The sequence below is a fragment of the Teredinibacter waterburyi genome, assembly GCF_001922985.1.
Taxonomy (GTDB): domain Bacteria; phylum Pseudomonadota; class Gammaproteobacteria; order Pseudomonadales; family Cellvibrionaceae; genus Teredinibacter; species Teredinibacter waterburyi.
The window spans coordinates 356168-373738 of the sequence record NZ_MRUH01000022.1 but is presented as its reverse complement, the minus strand read 5'-3'; the positions used below and the strand labels follow the sequence as shown (position 1 = coordinate 373738).

Sequence of the window (17571 nt, the reverse complement as noted above, 5' to 3'; positions counted from 1 at the left end):
TTGATTATAATTATTTTAATACCGACCAAGACGTTCGTCTTGATGGCCTGTTTTTTTCGAACTGTACATCAAACTCGTTAATAAAACCTTCCGAGTCGGGAATGAGAATATTGTTATCAATAATCAAACCGCCACCGGGTAAATTATCCAGCGCAACGCCAGCTACGCCATCGCCATTTTCATCAACAACATTGAACACGTTAACATCAGGCTGACCGCCGGTGTATTTATCCACGGCTGTAAGAAAACCGCGTCCACCCGCTGCACAAGGGTCGCTAGTCTCCGGAATCGTGCTAACCACCATTACATAATCGCCGGCAATAACGGGATTTACCGCTACCCGCTCACCCACTCCGCCGGGGAAATCTAAGTACCAACCAAAGTTTTCATCAGAGTCATCATCGCTTACTGACTTGTAAATAACCGTAGAAGTATCAGTCACATTACGAGTAGCGCCATCCTCAGAGTTTTGTAGCGTTCGAGCAGTCAAGCTAGAACGTGTTAAATCACCATAGCCACTGCCAGCATCCCAAACACCATAAAAGGACTGCTGATCGGTAGTAGTCACATCATCGTCAGTTAGGTATTGACCTGTTCCAAACAACACCATTAAATTAGGATCAGTATCATAAGCACGCTTATTTGCATGAGCGAAGACGATCGGCTTAGTCGTTATAGGTTGGCGAGTAATTGCACTACACGTACCTCGACATGCCTGAATCAGCGGTGCTGCCGAACCAGCTGAAGCGTGAGCAACGTCCCAATCGGTGGCCGTATCGCTACTAAGGTCAAATGCCCACAGGTTGCCATGTACATCGCCTGCATACACACGATCAATGGTCCCATCGCTATTAAGGTCTAATATGGTCGGCGCCGACAAACCATTACAATCGCTAGCACCTAACTCGCAACTGGTCTCAGTAACAGCATTACCCTCACCGTCCAGCACTGCCGTGCCAAAAATGTCCAGTACAGGCGCGCTAGCCACAGAGCCAACGCCAGTTGCAATCTCTACGGAATAGACCGAAGGATCAGTCGAATCGACGTCTAAATAAAGAATAAATAATGATGCCTGTCCATGCCCCGTATTGTTGTAACCATTACCAAAAATTGCCGCCCACTTGCCATTATTTAGCTTGCCGATTTGAGGGCGACCCACCGTGTAGCCTAAGTTTGAATGGGTAAATTCGCGCTTAATCAACGCCGCAAACTGAGCGTCGCTCGTTAAGCTCCCGGGATCAGTCACATCGAGAACATATACACCTTTTCCGCCTGCACCTAAACCGCCAACTAAATAGGTCGCCCAAGATTTAACACCACTATTCTCAACAATTATATCACCGGATGTCGGAGTAGAATCTATATAGGGGCGATGGCTGTAGTTTGGATCAGCAAGCGCATGCAAGCCTTTACCGGGCTCATCTGAAAATAACATCCCGGGAATGTAAGCAAAAACCTCCTGACCGTTGCTACCGTTAAATACATGTAACATTCCGTCGTTAGCGCCCACATAAACCAACGGAGTACGGCTGCTCTTGCTCGTAACATAAGCACTGTAATATAAGCTTGCTTGTGTTTCTGGATCAGTCACCTCAAAGGCATCCGGGTAGTTCGCTTTAGGCTTACCCACATAGTGCGGGCTTGAATGAACAATATCGCCAAGTATCGCATTATTACGATTACGTAATCCTGCTGCAGTCTCTGCCGCACTACCTTTTATATCACCACGAAGGTATTGTATTAGGGTCGAGCGATCAACACCCGTCGAGTCTAAATCGGCAACCTGTGCAGAAGAAAAGTTTCCGATATTAGCTGCATTAAAAACAACACCTTGGCCCGCCCCAGAGTTAGCTTCACTGTTAAAGCTAATAATCGAACGAGGCTCAGCTGCCGTGCGTGCAAACAACAACTCACCGGCTCTCCAAGCTGGAGTACTACTGCGCGTTAAAACACCATCACCATCATCATCGGTATAGGCATACGCTAATAGGTCACCATACCAACCGTCTGACGAGAACCAAGCTTGGAACAGTAGAGCGCCCTCAGAAATACTAGTAGAATTGAACCCCACCGACGCAGCGCTGCCCTCGACCCGCGCATCGATTCCGGTCATTGCAGCGCTTAAGCTCTCTTCCAGCTGGACGGGATCATCGGCACTGAAAAAGCCCCCGCGACCATTCACAGTTGCGTGAAATAAATCATCTATGGTGTGTATAGTATTCTGAGGAGCCGGAGTTGTAGACCAAACGCCGGTAGTACCAAAAACGTAATTGTCGGGATTAATATTACCTTTAACTCCAAAGGTAACCGCATAGGTGATCATATGCTGTGCGGTATTAGTATCAGGAGCCAGCCCCGTCGTTGATACCGGCACTAAGTTTGGGAGGTCTGGAGCCAAATCATTCTCATAATAAAGCATCGCCACATCAGCAATGGTATTTGGAACGCCATCGGCAAATGGGCTCCCACCGAACGGGAGACTTTCGTCTTCCTCCGTCGCAGAATCATAAGGTGATGAACGATCACTATCGATATCGCCCGACTTTGGCAGCAAGAGGGTGTTCACCCCCTCCGCTGGGGCTGGGTAGTCGCCATCTCCATAGTATGAAAGGCCAAATGCTGAATAGTCCACTTGTGAGAAATCATCCCTCATGTAACCATCAGTAGTAACGATAGTAAAATTCTGCTGACATGAGCCGCCATCACTAAGGGATGCTATAGGGCTTGGTGTCTCGTCCGGCATAAACCCGCTGTCCGGGTTGCTATCGCTAATTTGATCAAAATACTTACCAGCATTCTGTAAGGCATTTCGAAGCGGGGTTGCATTACCTACTGGCGGAATAACATAAACTTTATCAATTAATGTACTTTTATTATCTCCAACAGCTAAGTCAGCAACAGGTAAATTAGCGTTGTTATTCAGCGTTGCAAGGCCAACATTTTTATCGTTCTGAGATATAACCGAACCAAGAACAGATTTCATAACATTAATACGAGATTTGTAATAAACCTCCCAGTTAGCGTAATTTTGTAGGTCGGCACCCGTAGGGGTTGTCAGAGCTGCGCTAAGTATAGATTCATCTAAACGCTCGTGCCCTGCCGCATAACTTGGCTCACCACATTCCCCCTCTTGGAAAACTCCATCTGCAACTTGCCCTGGCCCTGAATCATTCCAAATAGCATAACGCCTGTTAGCGAACCACCAAGTGGCGGCATCGGGCCGACCAACCCACGGTGTATACGTAAGATTTGGGTTATATGCCAACGCGTTATAACCCACACAGGAGTTAAGAATATCGTTCTTAGTTGACGGCAATAACGAAACATAGCCATCCCCCTCATAATTGCGGACGGTGCCGGTGTAACCGGCAAAGGGCGAAGTATCTACCCACGTCGCTTGCGGGTTTCCTTCTGCATCTAACGCCCACTCATTCCGCCCGAAACTCACAGGTACGGGGGCACTACGGGGATAGACCTGATTCGCCCCTTCCGTCTTAATTATTTCATAACCCATACTGAGTGAGTCGTCGACCAAAACAAGAATATTCGGCTTAACTGATACCCCTAAGTAAAGAGGCTGCTCACTTAAAACTCCAGGCGCCGCCGTCGACTGTGTCGCTACAGCACACGCGAACACAGAAGAAGCAACTAACGCGGCAGACCGCACTAACATAGAGTTAAACTGTTTCATAACATTAACCTTGATGTTGAGCTCTCACCCAAAATTCTTAAATAACCAGACTTAGTAAACAAAAACATCATCGCCATAACCGGTTTGAAAGGTACTTTCCAACACTGAATAAATATTCGGGTCTTTACCCCAACCGATCGCCGTAATGCGATAAAGGTAAGGTTTGGTATCACCGCCGTCATTATCAACGTCCATCACCGTTACCACCTTATTCGCACCTTGCGTCATATCACGACCAATATACTCAACAATATAACGCGGCTTTTTAGCGACTATGGACGTATCGTAATCAACCTCCACGGAGGTAATATTGCTCCAAGTAGAGTCCTTATCGGGTATAAACTGAGCCCCACCAGACAAACTTGCCGATAGCGGTACAGCGACGTTACTAGGTCTTGCTACCAAAGAATAATAACCGCTGCCATTAAAACGAGTGTCGATCGCTTCCGGCGACTTAATTCCACGTAATACAGACTCAGCGGCACCTAATGCAGATTCAGCGGCATAGCGAGCGACGGTTTTCTGTCGAGCGTTCGCAGCCATCCGCTCTTGCATGGTTGAGTTTTGCATATTTGCTACACCAACCACTGACATAACCAACAATATAATCAACGCAATAACCAAAGTCGCTCCCGACTCTCGGCCGGTGAAACTGCCACCATTTGGACGCTGCTTATCCGAATACTTTTTCATGCACCACCTTCCACTAAGGGTTCAACTGTTATGCCTAGGTCTAATATCATTACGCCAACAAACAACTCAAAAACCGACATTTACACGAGCTAAACCTAAATCGCCACGTGGTTTGGCAAAACAAACACCCTTGAGAAGGTCTTATTAAGCAAACCGATACCATCATTCTTTTGTGCCGTTTCAAGCGAATTTAATATTGCCGTTACGCGCACTCGATCAACGCTATGCCACGCGTTATTCGACGCGACAAATGCAGCATCTGAAAAATACAATTTGTTGTTATCTGTGGGGTCCTGCCAACCAAACTCAACTTGAAAAGACTCTACCCCATCAACTAGTTCTTCACCGTTACGTTTAAGAGCACAAAATTGCGGCGTAGTAGCACTGCAATCTTGGCTTCCTGTGGCAGAGGCACTCTTACCAATTTTGTATTCGACGGCTCCGGTATCACCAATATAAACGTAAGACGGTGAAGTGCCTTTACCTAACTGATCGAGCGCTCCAGGGGTCGAGGATCTAAAGAATACCTGCTGAGTATCAATACTTACATTTGGATCAGTATCTCCTGCGGCATAAGTAATAGTCCCAGAACTACCGTCGGCGCTTGCCTTAAAAATAACTAAACGAGAGCAATCACCGGCCATCACCACGTCGTCCTGCTTCACCGTAGCGGCGGCTGTCGCGTCAATCGCCAACTGAGCTGCGCCTGGCGAGGTAGAAATAACGGGGTAACGATCCCTTGCCGACGCATACCGGACGACCAATGAATCGCTGGCGATTGCGCCTGCACCATCATTATTAGAACCGGAGACTACACGGGTAAAATCGTATAACTGGCCCGCACCAGCATTAGTCTTGATCAAATTGGTGATACGGCGATTTTCGTCAGTTAAGGTTTCATTACCGCGTACCAAACTTAAACAACCGGCATATCCCGCTTGCTTTACATCGTCTTCTAAACGAGAAAACAAAAAGCGCGCATTTTCTTGGATAACCTGCACACCATTTAAAGTGCTGGCGTTTTGGCTAGACGTTGCGTATAGCTGAAACACACCAGCAAGAATAAACAAGCCAACCACAATGGAGATCATGACCTCGGCCAAGCCGACGCCGAACTGTTTCGATAAATTTAGGTTTATGGTGTTTTTCACTGAGCGCATCCTACAATCTCAATTGATAGGTATAACAAGTTAAGGCGTCGCAACTGGTACTGGATGTCCCGGTTTTATCGTGATCCCAAAGTACCGTTATGGTGTAAACCCCATCGGCATAATCAACCTTGCCGAAACCGCTAGGTAATCGTCTTGCCAGCTGTGCCTGCCAATAAAATGCATCCCAAGCAACCTGATCTGACTTAGTACAGCCTGACCGACTTGCAACGCAACCAGGAATTGAATAACTGCCAGTTGAGGTATTGATATTGTCGTAATCGTCATCATCACTAGTTTCACTAGCATCGTTGTAGGCGAGTATACGGTCGCCCATATCCGCGGCTAACATATCCGCTTCGGATAACATCACGGCGCGCTGGTTACTGCTAAGCCCCTGAGCCTGCATCGCCAAGACCCCCAACAAACCCACCGCTAAAATAAATAGCGACACCACGACTTCCATCATCGCTGCACCGCGTTGTAATAACCTACTTGGCAGCTTCCGTTTAGCTGCTAGAGCAACAGAGCCATCAACCGTAATTAAGGACATGTTGTCGTACCCCACTTCATCCGAGCACTGCCGGAATTGGCTATGTCAATTGTTCGAGAAAACTCAGTATCCGATGATGCGAGTGCATTACCAGCGCAGACGCGCAACTCAGTAACACCGAGCTCTTTACTACCCGACTCGTTATATCGCACCGTATATTTGGCATTCGTAGATGGTGAGGTTTCGACACCACTGGTAATACGTACCTGACCTTCTGGAACACCTTGTACCCGCAAAATTATTTCGCCGTCGGATGTAGTGGTCGAGCGCAATCCGTTTTCGTTGATGTCGACGAAAATCATCCAGCCACTGCTCCACGAATTACTCGCCGCGCAACTAGTGCCATTTGAACTGGGGCAAACAACCACGTGCTGCTTGCGCGTAATGGCTTCATTGCGCGCAAAAGATAAAGCCGTTCGCACACGTCCTGTCTCGGCAGCCAGCTCGCGGCTGCGCAGTAGACTCTGAAAACTCGGAACCGCCATGGCGAGTAAAATGGCCACAATAGCAATTGAGATCATCAACTCGATTAAAGTAAAACCAGCCATAGCTCGGCTAAAACGGCAGAACCGTGAGCGGGATGCCTGAAGCACCGATCCGTTGGCTCTCTTTTGCACGCACAGAAGATTTTTCATGGATGTAGTTATACCAAAAGTAATTGAGAATGCCGTGCGGATAGGGATAACCGGCATATAGAAGCGATAGAATACCGAGGCAAAACAAAGGCCCGTACTAAAGTGTTAACCCTATTAACTTAAGGCCCATACTCAAGCGGCATTTAATTCATTATTATTAACAGATTGATTAAAGGGGTTACACAAAGGCAGGCGCGTAACACCCTACAAAAAAACGAGACCTAGATCACGAACACTCTAGATTCGCAATTCTCTCGGTAGCGAGAAACTAATATTTTCTTCGCGTCCACTCAGCTCAACCGGGGCTAGCGCACCCAAGCTCTCTAAACCAGCAATAACGTCTCGCACCAGAACCTCAGGAGCTGATGCACCCGCCGTAATGCCGACATGTTTAATACCGGTAAACCACGCCTTATCAAGGTCTTCAGGCCCGTCCACCAAGTAAGCTTTGGCACCACAGCGCTCGGCCAGCTCTCGCAACCGATTCGAGTTGGAGCTGTTTGGAGAGCCAACCACAAGAACAAGGTCACACTCTAGTGCCAACTGCTTTACCGCATCCTGGCGGTTTTGCGTGGCATAACAAATATCGTCTTTTCGAGGCCCTTCGATGTTCGGGAAGCGCTGCCTTAAACAGTCGATAACCCGCGCAGTATCATCCATAGAGAGGGTTGTTTGAGTGACATAACAAAGTCGATCTGGGTCCTTAACTTCAAGCTTTTCCACATCGGCTTCATCCTCGACCAAATAGATCGCACCGCCATTAGAAGTGTCGTACTGCCCCATGGTGCCTTCCACTTCTGGGTGGCCCTGATGGCCGATCAAAATACATTCGCGACCATCACCGCTGTAGTTCGCCACCTCGATATGTACTTTGGTAACCAGTGGGCAGGTTGCATCAAACACTTTTAAACCTCGGCGCCCAGCCTCGGTGCGTACAGCCTGGGAAACCCCATGGGCACTAAAAATAACGATAACATCGTCCGGCACATCATCGAGTTCGTCGACAAAAATTGCACCGCGTTCTCGTAGAGATTCCACAACAAATTTATTGTGGACGACCTCATGACGCACATAAATGGGCGCACCAAAAACATCTAGGGCACGATTCACAATATCAATTGCGCGATCAACCCCAGCACAAAAGCCACGAGGGTTCGCTAATTTAATTTCCATACCGCATATCTCTTCAATCTATGAACACTGCTAGTCAGTTTATAAACGCTGGTAGCGTTAATTAGTGACTGGTTGCAGGCATTACATTAAGAATTTGAACCTGAAACAAAATGGTCTTGCCGGACAAGGGATGATTAAAGTCTATCGTCACCTTATCGTCATCAAAGCTACGCACTACGCCAGGCACTTCACCACCGCTAGCATCTGCGAAGGTGACAACCAGCCCCTCACTCAACTCAAACTCTTTACTAAAGCGGGTGCGATCGACAACTTGAATATTATTTTCGTTGGGAAGGCCGAATGCGTTTTCCGGCAAAATAATCCGTTCAGCTTTATCACCTGCCACCAAACCAAATAGCGACCGCTCAAAACCGGGCAACAAATTACCATCGCCAACCACAAAGGTCGCCGGGCTCGAATCGAAATTAGAATCGACAACGTTGCCGTTTTCGAGCTTAAGAGAAAAATGCAATTCGACTTGGGTATCCAACCCTATAGTCAGCTCTTTATTCATTCGGTTCGCCCTGTGTAACAGCTTCGTTATCTTGCTTTTTCTTGGTAAAGATCGCATCCCAAATTAACAGCGCGGCGCCACAACTAATCGCGCTATCGGCAATATTAAACGCGGGGAATTCATGCTGCTGGTAATGAAACAAAATAAAATCAACAACATAACCGTAAACCACTCTATCAACCAAGTTGCCAACGGCACCGCCCAAAATCAACGCCAGCGCTAGAGCTTCTAACCACTGGGCCTTTTTTAATTTAGCTATCCAAACAGCCAACAAAACACTTACACCTGCAGCCAACACACCAAGAAACCAGCGCTGCCATCCGCCGGCATCGTGTAAAAAGCTAAAGGCTGCACCATAGTTGTGACGCAAGGTAATTTGAAAAAAAGATGTCACAATTTCACGATCGTAAAGCGCCAACTCGGCACTCACCCACAGCTTGGTTAATTGATCGAGCACAATCGCAAACAATGCAAGCGCATACCAACGCCACGGCAACTCACTAACTTTAAATGACTTAAGCAAACTCACGCTGCTCCCCTGTGCCCGTTATATTTTCGACGCAGCGGCCACAAATTTCTTCGTGCTCGGCATGGCTGCCAACATCTTCACGGTGATGCCAGCAGCGCACGCACTTAGCCGCGCCAGATTTTTCTACTGACACAGCTAAACCGTCGACATCAGTAGCATCACCGCCAGCGCCTTTAACTAGGGTTACCGTTGAACAGATCAAAACGAAACGCAGTTCGTTGGCCAGCGCTGACAATTTAGCGTACACCTCATCACTACAGTGCAGGGTAATATTAGCCGCAAGTGAGCCACCAATTTCACCCGCGCCACGCTTCGCTTCAATCACCTTGTTCACCGCAGTTTTGGCCTTCGCAACAAATTGCCAGTAACTATTTGGCATAGCCTCGTCAGCCGCCAAACGCGGTAGCGAATACCACTCAGAGGTAAACACTGGGCCGGATTTCTCGCCGGGAATGGCCTGCCAAATTTCGTCGGCAGTGAACGACAAGATGGGTGCAATCCAGCGCACAAACGCTTGCGCAATATGGTATTGAGCGGTCTGAGCCGAACGTCTAGCGGAGCTATTTTCCGGCATGGTATAAACCCGATCTTTAATAATATCGAGGTAAAACCCGCCCAAATCGACCACACAAAAATTATGAATTTTTTGATAAATCAAATGGAATTGATAGCTGTCGTAGCATTTCAATATTTCTTCTTGCAGTTGCGCGGTTCTATCGAGCGCCCAGCGATCAAGGGCAACCATATCGTTAAAAGCAACCGAGTGTTCGCTAGGTTCAAAACCGTTTAAGTTCGACAATAAGTAGCGCGTGGTATTGCGGATACGTCGATAGGAATCAGCGGTGCGCTTTAGAATTTCATCGGAAACATTCATATCACCGCTAAAGTCAGTAGCCGCTACCCATAGGCGCAGTACATCACCACCGAGATCATTCATCACTTTTTGCGGTGACACGGTATTGCCAATCGACTTCGACATTTTGCGCCCGTCGGAGTCCACCACAAAACCGTGGGTCAATACTTGCTTGTAGGGGGCGGTATTATTAATCGCCATCGCCGTCTTTAACGATGATTGAAACCAACCGCGATGCTGATCAGAACCTTCCAAATAAAGATCGGCGGGATAGCCCAACTCACTTCGCTGCTGCATAACAGAAAAGTGAGTCACACCAGAGTCGAACCACACATCTAAAGTATCAGTCACTTTCGTATAGTTTTCGGCATCGTTACCTAAAAGCTCGGCGGGATCTAAATCGAACCACGCCTCGATTCCCGACACTTCAATTAGCTTGGCAACCTTCTCGACTAACTCGGCTGTATTTGGATGAATATCTTGCGTTTCTTTATGAACAAACAACGCAATCGGGACACCCCAAGTACGCTGCCGAGAAATACACCAGTCTGGGCTGGAATCCAACATTGAACGAATTCTCGCCTCGCCCCAATCTGGAATCCACTTAACCCCGTCAACCGCTTTTTTCACCGAGCTGAGCAGCCCATTTTTATTCATGCTCACGAACCACTGAGGTGTTGCACGAAAAATTAGCGGCGTCTTTGTCCGCCAACAGTGAGGGAAACTGTGTACAAATTTTTCTTGATGGAGCAGCGCCTGCCTTTCTTCGAGTAAGGCAATAACCTTCTCGTCAACTTTATAAACATGCTCGCCGGAAAATATCTCTACGTCACTGCGGTAAATACCATTCTCGTCAACGTAATTAAGCGTACCAATTCCGTACTTGGCGCCCACTACAAAGTCATCGGCGCCATGGTCTGGTGCGGTATGAACGCAACCAGTACCAGCCTCAGTGGTAACGTGATCGCCGAGAATAACCGGAACTTGCCGAGCGTAGAATGGATGCTGCAACTGAAGTTGCTCTAAATCGACACCTTTACAGCGCCCGACAATTGTTACCTCGCCAAGGCCTGCCCGCTGACTAACCGATTCCAACAAGGCTTCGGCAATCACAAGACGCTCAGCACCGGCTTGCACAACAATGTAATCCAGCTCTGCATGCAGGCTTACCGCTTGGTTCGACGGCAGTGTCCAAGGTGTTGTCGTCCAAATAACAACACTGACTTGGCCTTCGCCCCCAAGCACCGCAACTCTTTTAGAAAAATCTTGGCTGTCGACCACGGGGAATTTTACGTCGATAGAAAATGACGTTTTGTCTTGGTATTCAACTTCGGCCTCGGCCAATGCTGAACCACCGACAACACTCCAATACACGGGCTTAAAACCGCGATGCAGGTGGCCGTTATCGACAATTTTTCCGAGCGCACGAACAATGTCGGCTTCGGTTTTAAAATCCATGGTCAAATAGGGATTATCCCATTCACCCAACACACCTAAGCGAATAAAATCTTTCTTTTGACCGTCTACCTGACGCGCGGCGTAGTCTCGACATTTTTTGCGAAACGTCGCGTAATCAACTTTAACCCCAGCCTTGCCAATTTTCTTCTCTACATTATGTTCAATAGGCAAGCCGTGACAATCCCAACCCGGCACATAGGGCGCATCAAAACCACTTAAGGTTTTCGCCTTAATAATGATGTCTTTCAAAATTTTATTTACCGCGTGACCTATATGAATATCGCCATTAGCGTAGGGGGGGCCGTCGTGCAAAATAAACTTCTCGCACCCCGCTCGCGCACTGCGAATTTGCTGATACAAATCTTGCTTCTGCCAGCGCTTAAGCATCTCGGGCTCACGCTGCGCCAAATTGGCTTTCATCGCAAAACTAGTGTTGGGCAGGTTTAAGGTTGCTTTGTAATCAGTCATGTGCTTTTTGGTATGTCGTTAGAGGTATTAATTATCGCTACGTTTAACCGCAACGGGTTTTGTGTTTGCCTAACCTTTAGGAATATCGGCCGTCGCAAACCAAGCTTTTGCCGCGCTAACATCCAGCGCTATTTGCTGCTGTAATTCAGCAACATCACTAAAGCGCAATTCGCGCCTTATTTTATGTTTGAACTTCACACGAATACAGCGACTATAGAGGTCGATTGTGCGATCTAATAGGTGCACTTCCAGTAACGGCTTTTGGCCACCCACTATTGTCGGCCGCACACCAACGTTGGCAACGGCATCGAGTTGATCAGCTGCTCCTTCGATGCGAACTGTAACCGCGTAAACCCCTTGCACCACCGCGCGATAACGGCCCAAGCCGATATTTGCCGTTGGGAAGCCAATACTGCGACCAAGTTTGCGGCCGTGTATAACCCGACCCAAAACCTGATAATCTCGACCGAGCAAGCGCGCGGCACTTGCAAAGTCGTCCTGCTCCAGCAAGCTGCGAATACGTGTACTGCTAATGCGCTCGCCATTATCTTGCTCTGTTTGCGTATCGCACACGGCAAAGCCATGAAGCTCCCCCGCTTTCTGCAGTAGCGAAAAATCACCACTGCGGTCACAACCGAAACGAAAATCGTCACCGACGACAAGATATTTCACCCCCAACCCGTCGACTAACACCTTTTCGATGTAATCCTCGGCCGAGAGGGTGCGCAATTGCTGGTTGAATTTCAAGCACAAGACGCGATCGATACCCTGAGCAAACAACGCTTCCACCTTTTCTCTCAACCGCATTAATCGCGCTGGTGCCGCCTCACGGGAAAAGTATTCGTAGGGCTGAGGCTCAAATACCATCACCAGCGACGGCAGACCGAGCTGCTCGGCTTGTTGTCGCAGGTGCGCTAACACTTTTTGATGGCCTAGATGTACGCCGTCAAACGAGCCAATTGTCGCCACACAACCATAGTGGCGTGATTGGAGACTAGCCAAGCCATGGATAAACTCAGGTTGCGCTGCTGGGCTTAGAACTTCAGTCAAAATTACGGCTCGGTTGTATGGGCGGACTATTCGCGAAAGGCGGGGATTATAGCGCAGCTTAAGCCTTTAAATCAGCCAGCCGCAGCCCAGATACCCATAAGCAAGTAAGATAAATTGCCATTCCAGCCCCGCAGAGGCCTAAAACCTCCGCTATTCGCGTATGCCAAGCCACAGTTACCATATCGCTGGCCCAAGTCAAGCCAACCAATAGCACCGCTACCATCATGCAATTCGCAAATAGCGAGCGCAGGGCAAACCGCCCCCACCCGCTTTGCGGGCAGTACGCCTTCTGTTTACGGAGCAAATGAAACAATAAGCCGGCATTTAAAAACGCCGATGCCGAAGTGGCTAGCGCTAACCCCGCGTGACCTATACCCCAAAGGTAATGTAGCGGCACAACGAACAGCAGGTTTAGCACCATATTCGCAACCATCGCGATAACGCCCACCCTAACCGGCGTTCGAGTATCTTGCCGTGAGAAGAACCCACTAGCCAATACTTTTATCAACATGAACGCCGTCAAACCAATCGCGTAGGCCCGTAAGCTGTAAGAAGACATGCGAACGTCCTCTGGGCGATAATTATCGTACTGGAATAGCGCGAACAAAATTGGTTCTGCCAATACAGCCAGAGCCAAAGCTGCAGGCAAACCGATTAACAGAATCATCCTCAACGCCCAATCCAAGGTTTTACTAAATTGGGTCACATCATCTATATGCTGACGGGCCAAGGTCGGCAAAACCACAGTAGCGATACCAATACCGAATACGCCCAATGGAAGTTCGGTAAGACGGTCGGAGAAGTACAACCAAGTTATGCTGCCGTCCGGTAGAAACGAGGCCAAAATCGTATCCAATAAAAGGTTAATTTGACCGACCGACACGCCAAACATGGCCGGCGCCATAAGTTTTAACACCTTACGTACGGATTCATCGCCCCAGTCCACACGCGGGTGCGGCAGCAAACCCAGCCGCATCAAAAACGGCAGCTGAAACAACAGCTGTATGACACCCGCCACCACAACACCCCAAGCGAGCGCATAAACAGGTGTTTCGAGCATCGGAGAAACCACAACGGCTGCAATAATCAGCACGGCATTCAACAATACTGGCGTAAAAGCGGGAACGGCAAAACGGTCGTAACTATTTAATATCGCGCCAGCAAAGCCGGTTAAGGATATTAGCAGTAAGTAGGGAAAGGTTATGCGCAGCAAGCTAGTCGTAAGCTCGAATTTTTCTGGGTTGTTGAGAAAAAAACCCATGCCGAATATAGCGGTCACCAATGGTGCCGCCACCACGACCAATAAGGTAATAACGATAAGCGCAGAACCTAAACTACCAGCAATGGCGTCGACAAACTGCCGCACTGCTGCGTGACTTCCGCGCGCGCGATATTCCGACAACACGGGAACAAAGGCTTGGGCGAAAGCGCCTTCCGCAAATAATCGCCGCAGAAAGTTGGGGATTTTAAAGGCGATATAAAACGCATCCGCCGACGCCTCTGCACCTAGATATCGGGCAAACAACACATCGCGCGCTAGCCCCATCACTCGCGACAGCATGGTCATACTGCTTACGATAAGGCTCGACTGCAGAATACCGCGTTTTTTACCCGATGCTGCCGTCGCCGACCCTTGCTGTTCAGATTCGTTGTTCAATTGTGGCCCTTTTCCTAGCAAACCGAGATTTAACCACGCGATCCCCTGAGGTTCACTCCCGCTATGGCTGGCTGCGCAACTCTATAGCGAATAACGAGCCGGCGCAATTATCTGTGATTGCCACAATTTGCCTCTTTTCATCGCCAACTCGCCCTAACCTGCGCATATCCCTGCCTACTTTTAAGCGCTAAATAACAACCGTGGAAAGCAGCCAAGCAAATCGAGCCAACCACCCATAGCGACACAGCGATTTACGCAAAACAGCAACACCGCACAGAGGGCTACAACCAACGGCGGTGATTTTAACTCAATAGGAGAACACATTATGAATAACCGCAAACGCACCCTCATAGCCATCGCAACCTCAATCAGCCTTGCCGTAACCTGCAGCCAAGCCAACGCAAAACCACTTTTATCCAACAAGACAAAAACCGAAATTACCGGTGCCACCTTTTTCACCGGCGCCTCGGTTGCGGGCTTTATCGCCGGTGGCCCAGTAGGCATGGTTGTTGGCGCACTCACCTCCGTTTACTTCACGGAAAAAAGTAAAAAGCTAGATCTAGTCGAGGACAATTTAATGGAAACTCAAGCAGCGCTCGCCACCGTTGAAAACGCCGCGGCCCATAGCTACACCGTTCAGGAAGAAAAAATTAGTCAACTGGAGAAGGCGACACTCGCCCCCCTCGCCTTCCAAGTACTGTTTATGACCGGAGACGATGAACTTACGCAGCAAGACCTACAAAGAATGGACGCACTCGCACAGTACCTATCCGACAATCAAAAGCTACAGGTGCGTCTAGACGGCTATGCCGATCCGCGGGGTACCGATGAATACAATAATGTGCTGTCGAACGAGCGAGCATTGAATGTCGTCAACGCGCTGCAAGAACGTGGGGTAGCCGCAGAGCGGATTGAGCACTTTGCTCACGGCGCAAACAAATCAGTGGCGAGCCAAGGCGATATTGAAGGCTATGCCCTTGAGCGGCGCGTACGGATAGAGGTCTTTGCCAATACCGACCAACAAGCCGTAGCAACAAGCGACTAAGCCTGTATTAATAAAGCGCGGGTTTAAAACGAAGTTATTAAAAGCAAGAAGCGGTTGACAGCAAAAGTCGTTAACCCGAAAGGTATCGCAGGTAAAGACACAGACACTAGTTAAGCAGATTGCCAGCTTAGTCACGGAGACTAGCCACTAACACCAATAGACCCAAGAATACTTTAACCGTAGCCCTTAGGGACAAGGATGTCCCCTTTTTTAACCGCTACCCAACACCACCGAGGAGGCGGTGGTTGAGATTAGCTCCGCACGACTCTATTCAAGAGTATTTAGGGAGGCTCAGGCATGGAGGAATTGAGCCCTTTACAAGGATGTAATCCCCCCACAACCACACGCAACTAGCCGTTTCTAGTTCCCCACTACCTAACAGCCACGGCAGTACAAATATCAGCTCGTTAAATCACCCCTGGGATAAAGCGATATTTAACTTGTTTACAGTATTCTAAATATTGGGGGTCTGCGCTGAGATGGCGTTCTTCGGTAATCGCACGCATGTAGTAGATCCACGTGGTTAGTACCAGACCCAGCGTCTGCATCAACGCCAACTCTATACCGGTATGCGAGGCGTTATAAATGATGGCAGGAAACATCACACACCACCAAGCAAAGTTCTTCGATGCGTAGGCGGGATGACGAATAAGCGCGAACGGCCCTTTGCGAATAATGCCGCGATTAGTCAGATTGGAAAAGCGAACCCCAAACCACAGCGTAGCCGACATATACACAACGTAACTACTTACCATCATGATGGTAAAAATAGACACGGCGTACTGGTTGGCAAAACGCAGCACTTCGCGCTCACCTGGCGATGCATAGTAAAGGCCAAGAACCATTTGAAACGGCGGGTAACAAATAATCGTCACCATCCAACCTAGCATGCTGGGCTCAGCAGAAATGGTTTGGTTATCGACCCAACGGGAGGAAACGACATACCCACACCAAGCGAGAGCTACGTCAATAGAGAAAATTAGCGCGACGGAAATATTAAAGAAATCGCGGTTGAAGGCTCGGTGAGTGTATACATCTTTGAGAATATTTTGCGGTAAGGTATCAAGGAGATAGCCCACATTCGCCACTAAATGCGGAAATTGATCAACAAAAAAGACTGTCATCAACGGGGTAAAAAACATCTTCACCAAGAGTGCTCGCGCTATCTTTTTATCATATTCAGTGAAGTCTGGACGCAATGCCGAGATACCGCTTAGGCGACCGACAGGATATAGCATTAATTTGGATAGCAAGGACGAGGTATCGCGCTGATCGGCATCAGGGTTGTACTTAACTGCGCGGGTAATCAGCACATAGGGCAAACCTGCCCAGATATAAGCCGTTAGCGCTAAATCTAGAAACCGAAACCAGCCTCGATAGAAGGGCTCCTGACGCCGAAAGCCGTACTCTCCCGCTGTGTGGAAAAACACCACCACGAGCCAAAGAGCCAACAAAAACAATAAGTAGTTGGAAACTGCACGGGTTAAAAACACACCGTATTGCTTGCTAGTTAACAGTGGATCAACCACAAAAAAGTTGCTTTTGTCGCGTAGCCAAAGGCGTACGAACTCGGCGACCAACATCGCCAAGGATGACATAAACACGGCGGCTAGAATCGAGTCCAGACGATTATCAGTAAGCTGTACGCCGAAAATACTGACGCCGGTATTAAGTAGATCCGCTCGGTTATACCAATAGGCCAGCAACAAAAGTGTTAATGCGCCAATGACACCACAGACCCAAGCCCGGTCTGTTACCCAAGAGTTTTCTTTGGTGCTGGCAAAAGAATCTACCGAAGAATTCGGCATTGCGGTCTTACTCATAGCGGTGGCCCCGACAGATAGTATTTCTTTATTATTGTGTTTTTGTCGCCACTGAGGCTGGACAAGCCGCCAATACTACCAATCTAGTGGGCACTTGTCTCCTTGGCTGTACACGGAGTAGGCCCCCAGCTCACAAAAAAACACTAACGTCTCCTTTTGTACTCTACTCGCGGGGCGTCTATAATCGGCGACTTGATTAAGGAATGCTCATTCCGGCAATAATCGCATACCGATAACCGACTGCATTCGAACGACCACAACCTTTATAACGATAATAAATA

13 protein-coding genes are annotated in these 17571 nt (G+C 48.5%); 1 reads left to right on the top strand and 12 read right to left on the bottom strand.

Going from position 1 to position 17571, the window contains the following annotated elements:
- Nucleotides 1-10: 10 nt before the first annotated feature.
- The 11 genes from IDZ20_RS04555 to murJ form a co-directional block, all read right to left on the bottom strand.
- Nucleotides 11-3691, bottom strand: coding sequence for a pilus assembly protein (locus tag IDZ20_RS04555; RefSeq protein ID WP_188150225.1), 3681 nt, complete (start codon nt 3689-3691; stop codon nt 11-13).
- 51 nt (nt 3692-3742) lie between these two features.
- Nucleotides 3743-4384: a pilus assembly PilX family protein gene (locus IDZ20_RS04550; RefSeq protein ID WP_188150224.1), complete on the bottom strand. Its 642-nt coding sequence runs from the start codon at nt 4382-4384 to the stop codon at nt 3743-3745.
- Nucleotides 4385-4479: 95 nt separating this feature from the next.
- Complete coding sequence (locus IDZ20_RS04545) at nt 4480-5535, bottom strand: PilW family protein (RefSeq protein ID WP_188150223.1); 1056 nt, start codon at nt 5533-5535, stop codon at nt 4480-4482.
- Between the two features lie 10 nt (nt 5536-5545).
- Complete coding sequence (gene pilV / locus IDZ20_RS04540) at nt 5546-6085, bottom strand: type IV pilus modification protein PilV (RefSeq protein ID WP_188150222.1); 540 nt, start codon at nt 6083-6085, stop codon at nt 5546-5548.
- Nucleotides 6076-6633, bottom strand: coding sequence for a GspH/FimT family pseudopilin (locus IDZ20_RS04535; RefSeq protein ID WP_188150221.1), 558 nt, complete (start codon nt 6631-6633; stop codon nt 6076-6078). Before IDZ20_RS04535 ends, pilV begins: the two co-directional genes overlap by 10 nt.
- A gap of 324 nt (nt 6634-6957) precedes the next feature.
- Nucleotides 6958-7893 (bottom strand): 4-hydroxy-3-methylbut-2-enyl diphosphate reductase, encoded by a 936-nt coding sequence (ispH, locus tag IDZ20_RS04530; protein WP_188150220.1) that lies wholly within the window; start codon nt 7891-7893, stop codon nt 6958-6960.
- Nucleotides 7894-7954: 61 nt separating this feature from the next.
- Entirely contained in the window at nt 7955-8407 is a 453-nt protein-coding gene (locus tag IDZ20_RS04525; protein ID WP_188150219.1) for an FKBP-type peptidyl-prolyl cis-trans isomerase, read from the bottom strand.
- Entirely contained in the window at nt 8400-8930 is a 531-nt protein-coding gene (gene lspA, locus IDZ20_RS04520; protein WP_188150218.1) for a signal peptidase II, read from the bottom strand. The genes IDZ20_RS04525 and lspA overlap by 8 nt, the downstream gene beginning before the upstream one ends.
- On the bottom strand, nt 8923-11715 hold the full coding sequence (ileS, locus tag IDZ20_RS04515) for an isoleucine--tRNA ligase (RefSeq protein WP_188150217.1): 2793 nt from the start codon (nt 11713-11715) through the stop codon (nt 8923-8925). Before ileS ends, lspA begins: the two co-directional genes overlap by 8 nt.
- A 69-nt stretch (nt 11716-11784) precedes the next feature.
- Nucleotides 11785-12765, bottom strand: a complete 981-nt coding sequence (ribF, locus tag IDZ20_RS04510; RefSeq protein ID WP_188150216.1) for a bifunctional riboflavin kinase/FAD synthetase — start codon at nt 12763-12765, stop codon at nt 11785-11787.
- Between the two features lie 58 nt (nt 12766-12823).
- The gene (gene murJ / locus IDZ20_RS04505) at nt 12824-14359 is read right to left on the bottom strand and encodes a murein biosynthesis integral membrane protein MurJ (protein ID WP_425443414.1); all 1536 of its coding nucleotides are present in this window, start codon (nt 14357-14359) and stop codon (nt 12824-12826) included.
- 388 nt (nt 14360-14747) lie between these two features.
- Between murJ and IDZ20_RS04500 the strand changes: the two genes are divergently transcribed.
- A complete protein-coding gene (locus IDZ20_RS04500; protein ID WP_188150215.1) occupies nt 14748-15467 on the top strand; it encodes an OmpA family protein in 720 nt (239 codons plus the stop codon).
- A 407-nt stretch (nt 15468-15874) separates the two neighbouring features.
- Here the strand turns inward: IDZ20_RS04500 and IDZ20_RS04495 are convergent, their stop codons facing one another.
- Entirely contained in the window at nt 15875-17290 is a 1416-nt protein-coding gene (locus IDZ20_RS04495) for a methyltransferase family protein (RefSeq protein WP_245792104.1), read from the bottom strand.
- Between the last annotated feature and the right edge of the window lie 281 nt (nt 17291-17571).

Bases quoted from the DNA above. Each gene is read 5' to 3' on its own strand.
- IDZ20_RS04555 (WP_188150225.1), bottom strand. From the start codon at position 3,691: ATGAAACAGTTTAACTCTATGTTAGTGCGGTCTGCCGCGTTAGTTGCT.
- IDZ20_RS04550 (WP_188150224.1), bottom strand. From the start codon at position 4,384: ATGAAAAAGTATTCGGATAAGCAGCGTCCAAATGGTGGCAGTTTCACC.
- pilV (WP_188150222.1), bottom strand. From the start codon at position 6,085: ATGTCCTTAATTACGGTTGATGGCTCTGTTGCTCTAGCAGCTAAACGG.
- IDZ20_RS04535 (WP_188150221.1), bottom strand. From the start codon at position 6,633: ATGGCTGGTTTTACTTTAATCGAGTTGATGATCTCAATTGCTATTGTG.
- ispH (WP_188150220.1), bottom strand. From the start codon at position 7,893: ATGGAAATTAAATTAGCGAACCCTCGTGGCTTTTGTGCTGGGGTTGAT.
- IDZ20_RS04525 (WP_188150219.1), bottom strand. From the start codon at position 8,407: ATGAATAAAGAGCTGACTATAGGGTTGGATACCCAAGTCGAATTGCAT.
- ileS (WP_188150217.1), bottom strand. From the start codon at position 11,715: ATGACTGATTACAAAGCAACCTTAAACCTGCCCAACACTAGTTTTGCG.
- IDZ20_RS04500 (WP_188150215.1), top strand. From the start codon at position 14,748: ATGAATAACCGCAAACGCACCCTCATAGCCATCGCAACCTCAATCAGC.
- IDZ20_RS04495 (WP_245792104.1), bottom strand. From the start codon at position 17,290: ATGAGTAAGACCGCAATGCCGAATTCTTCGGTAGATTCTTTTGCCAGC.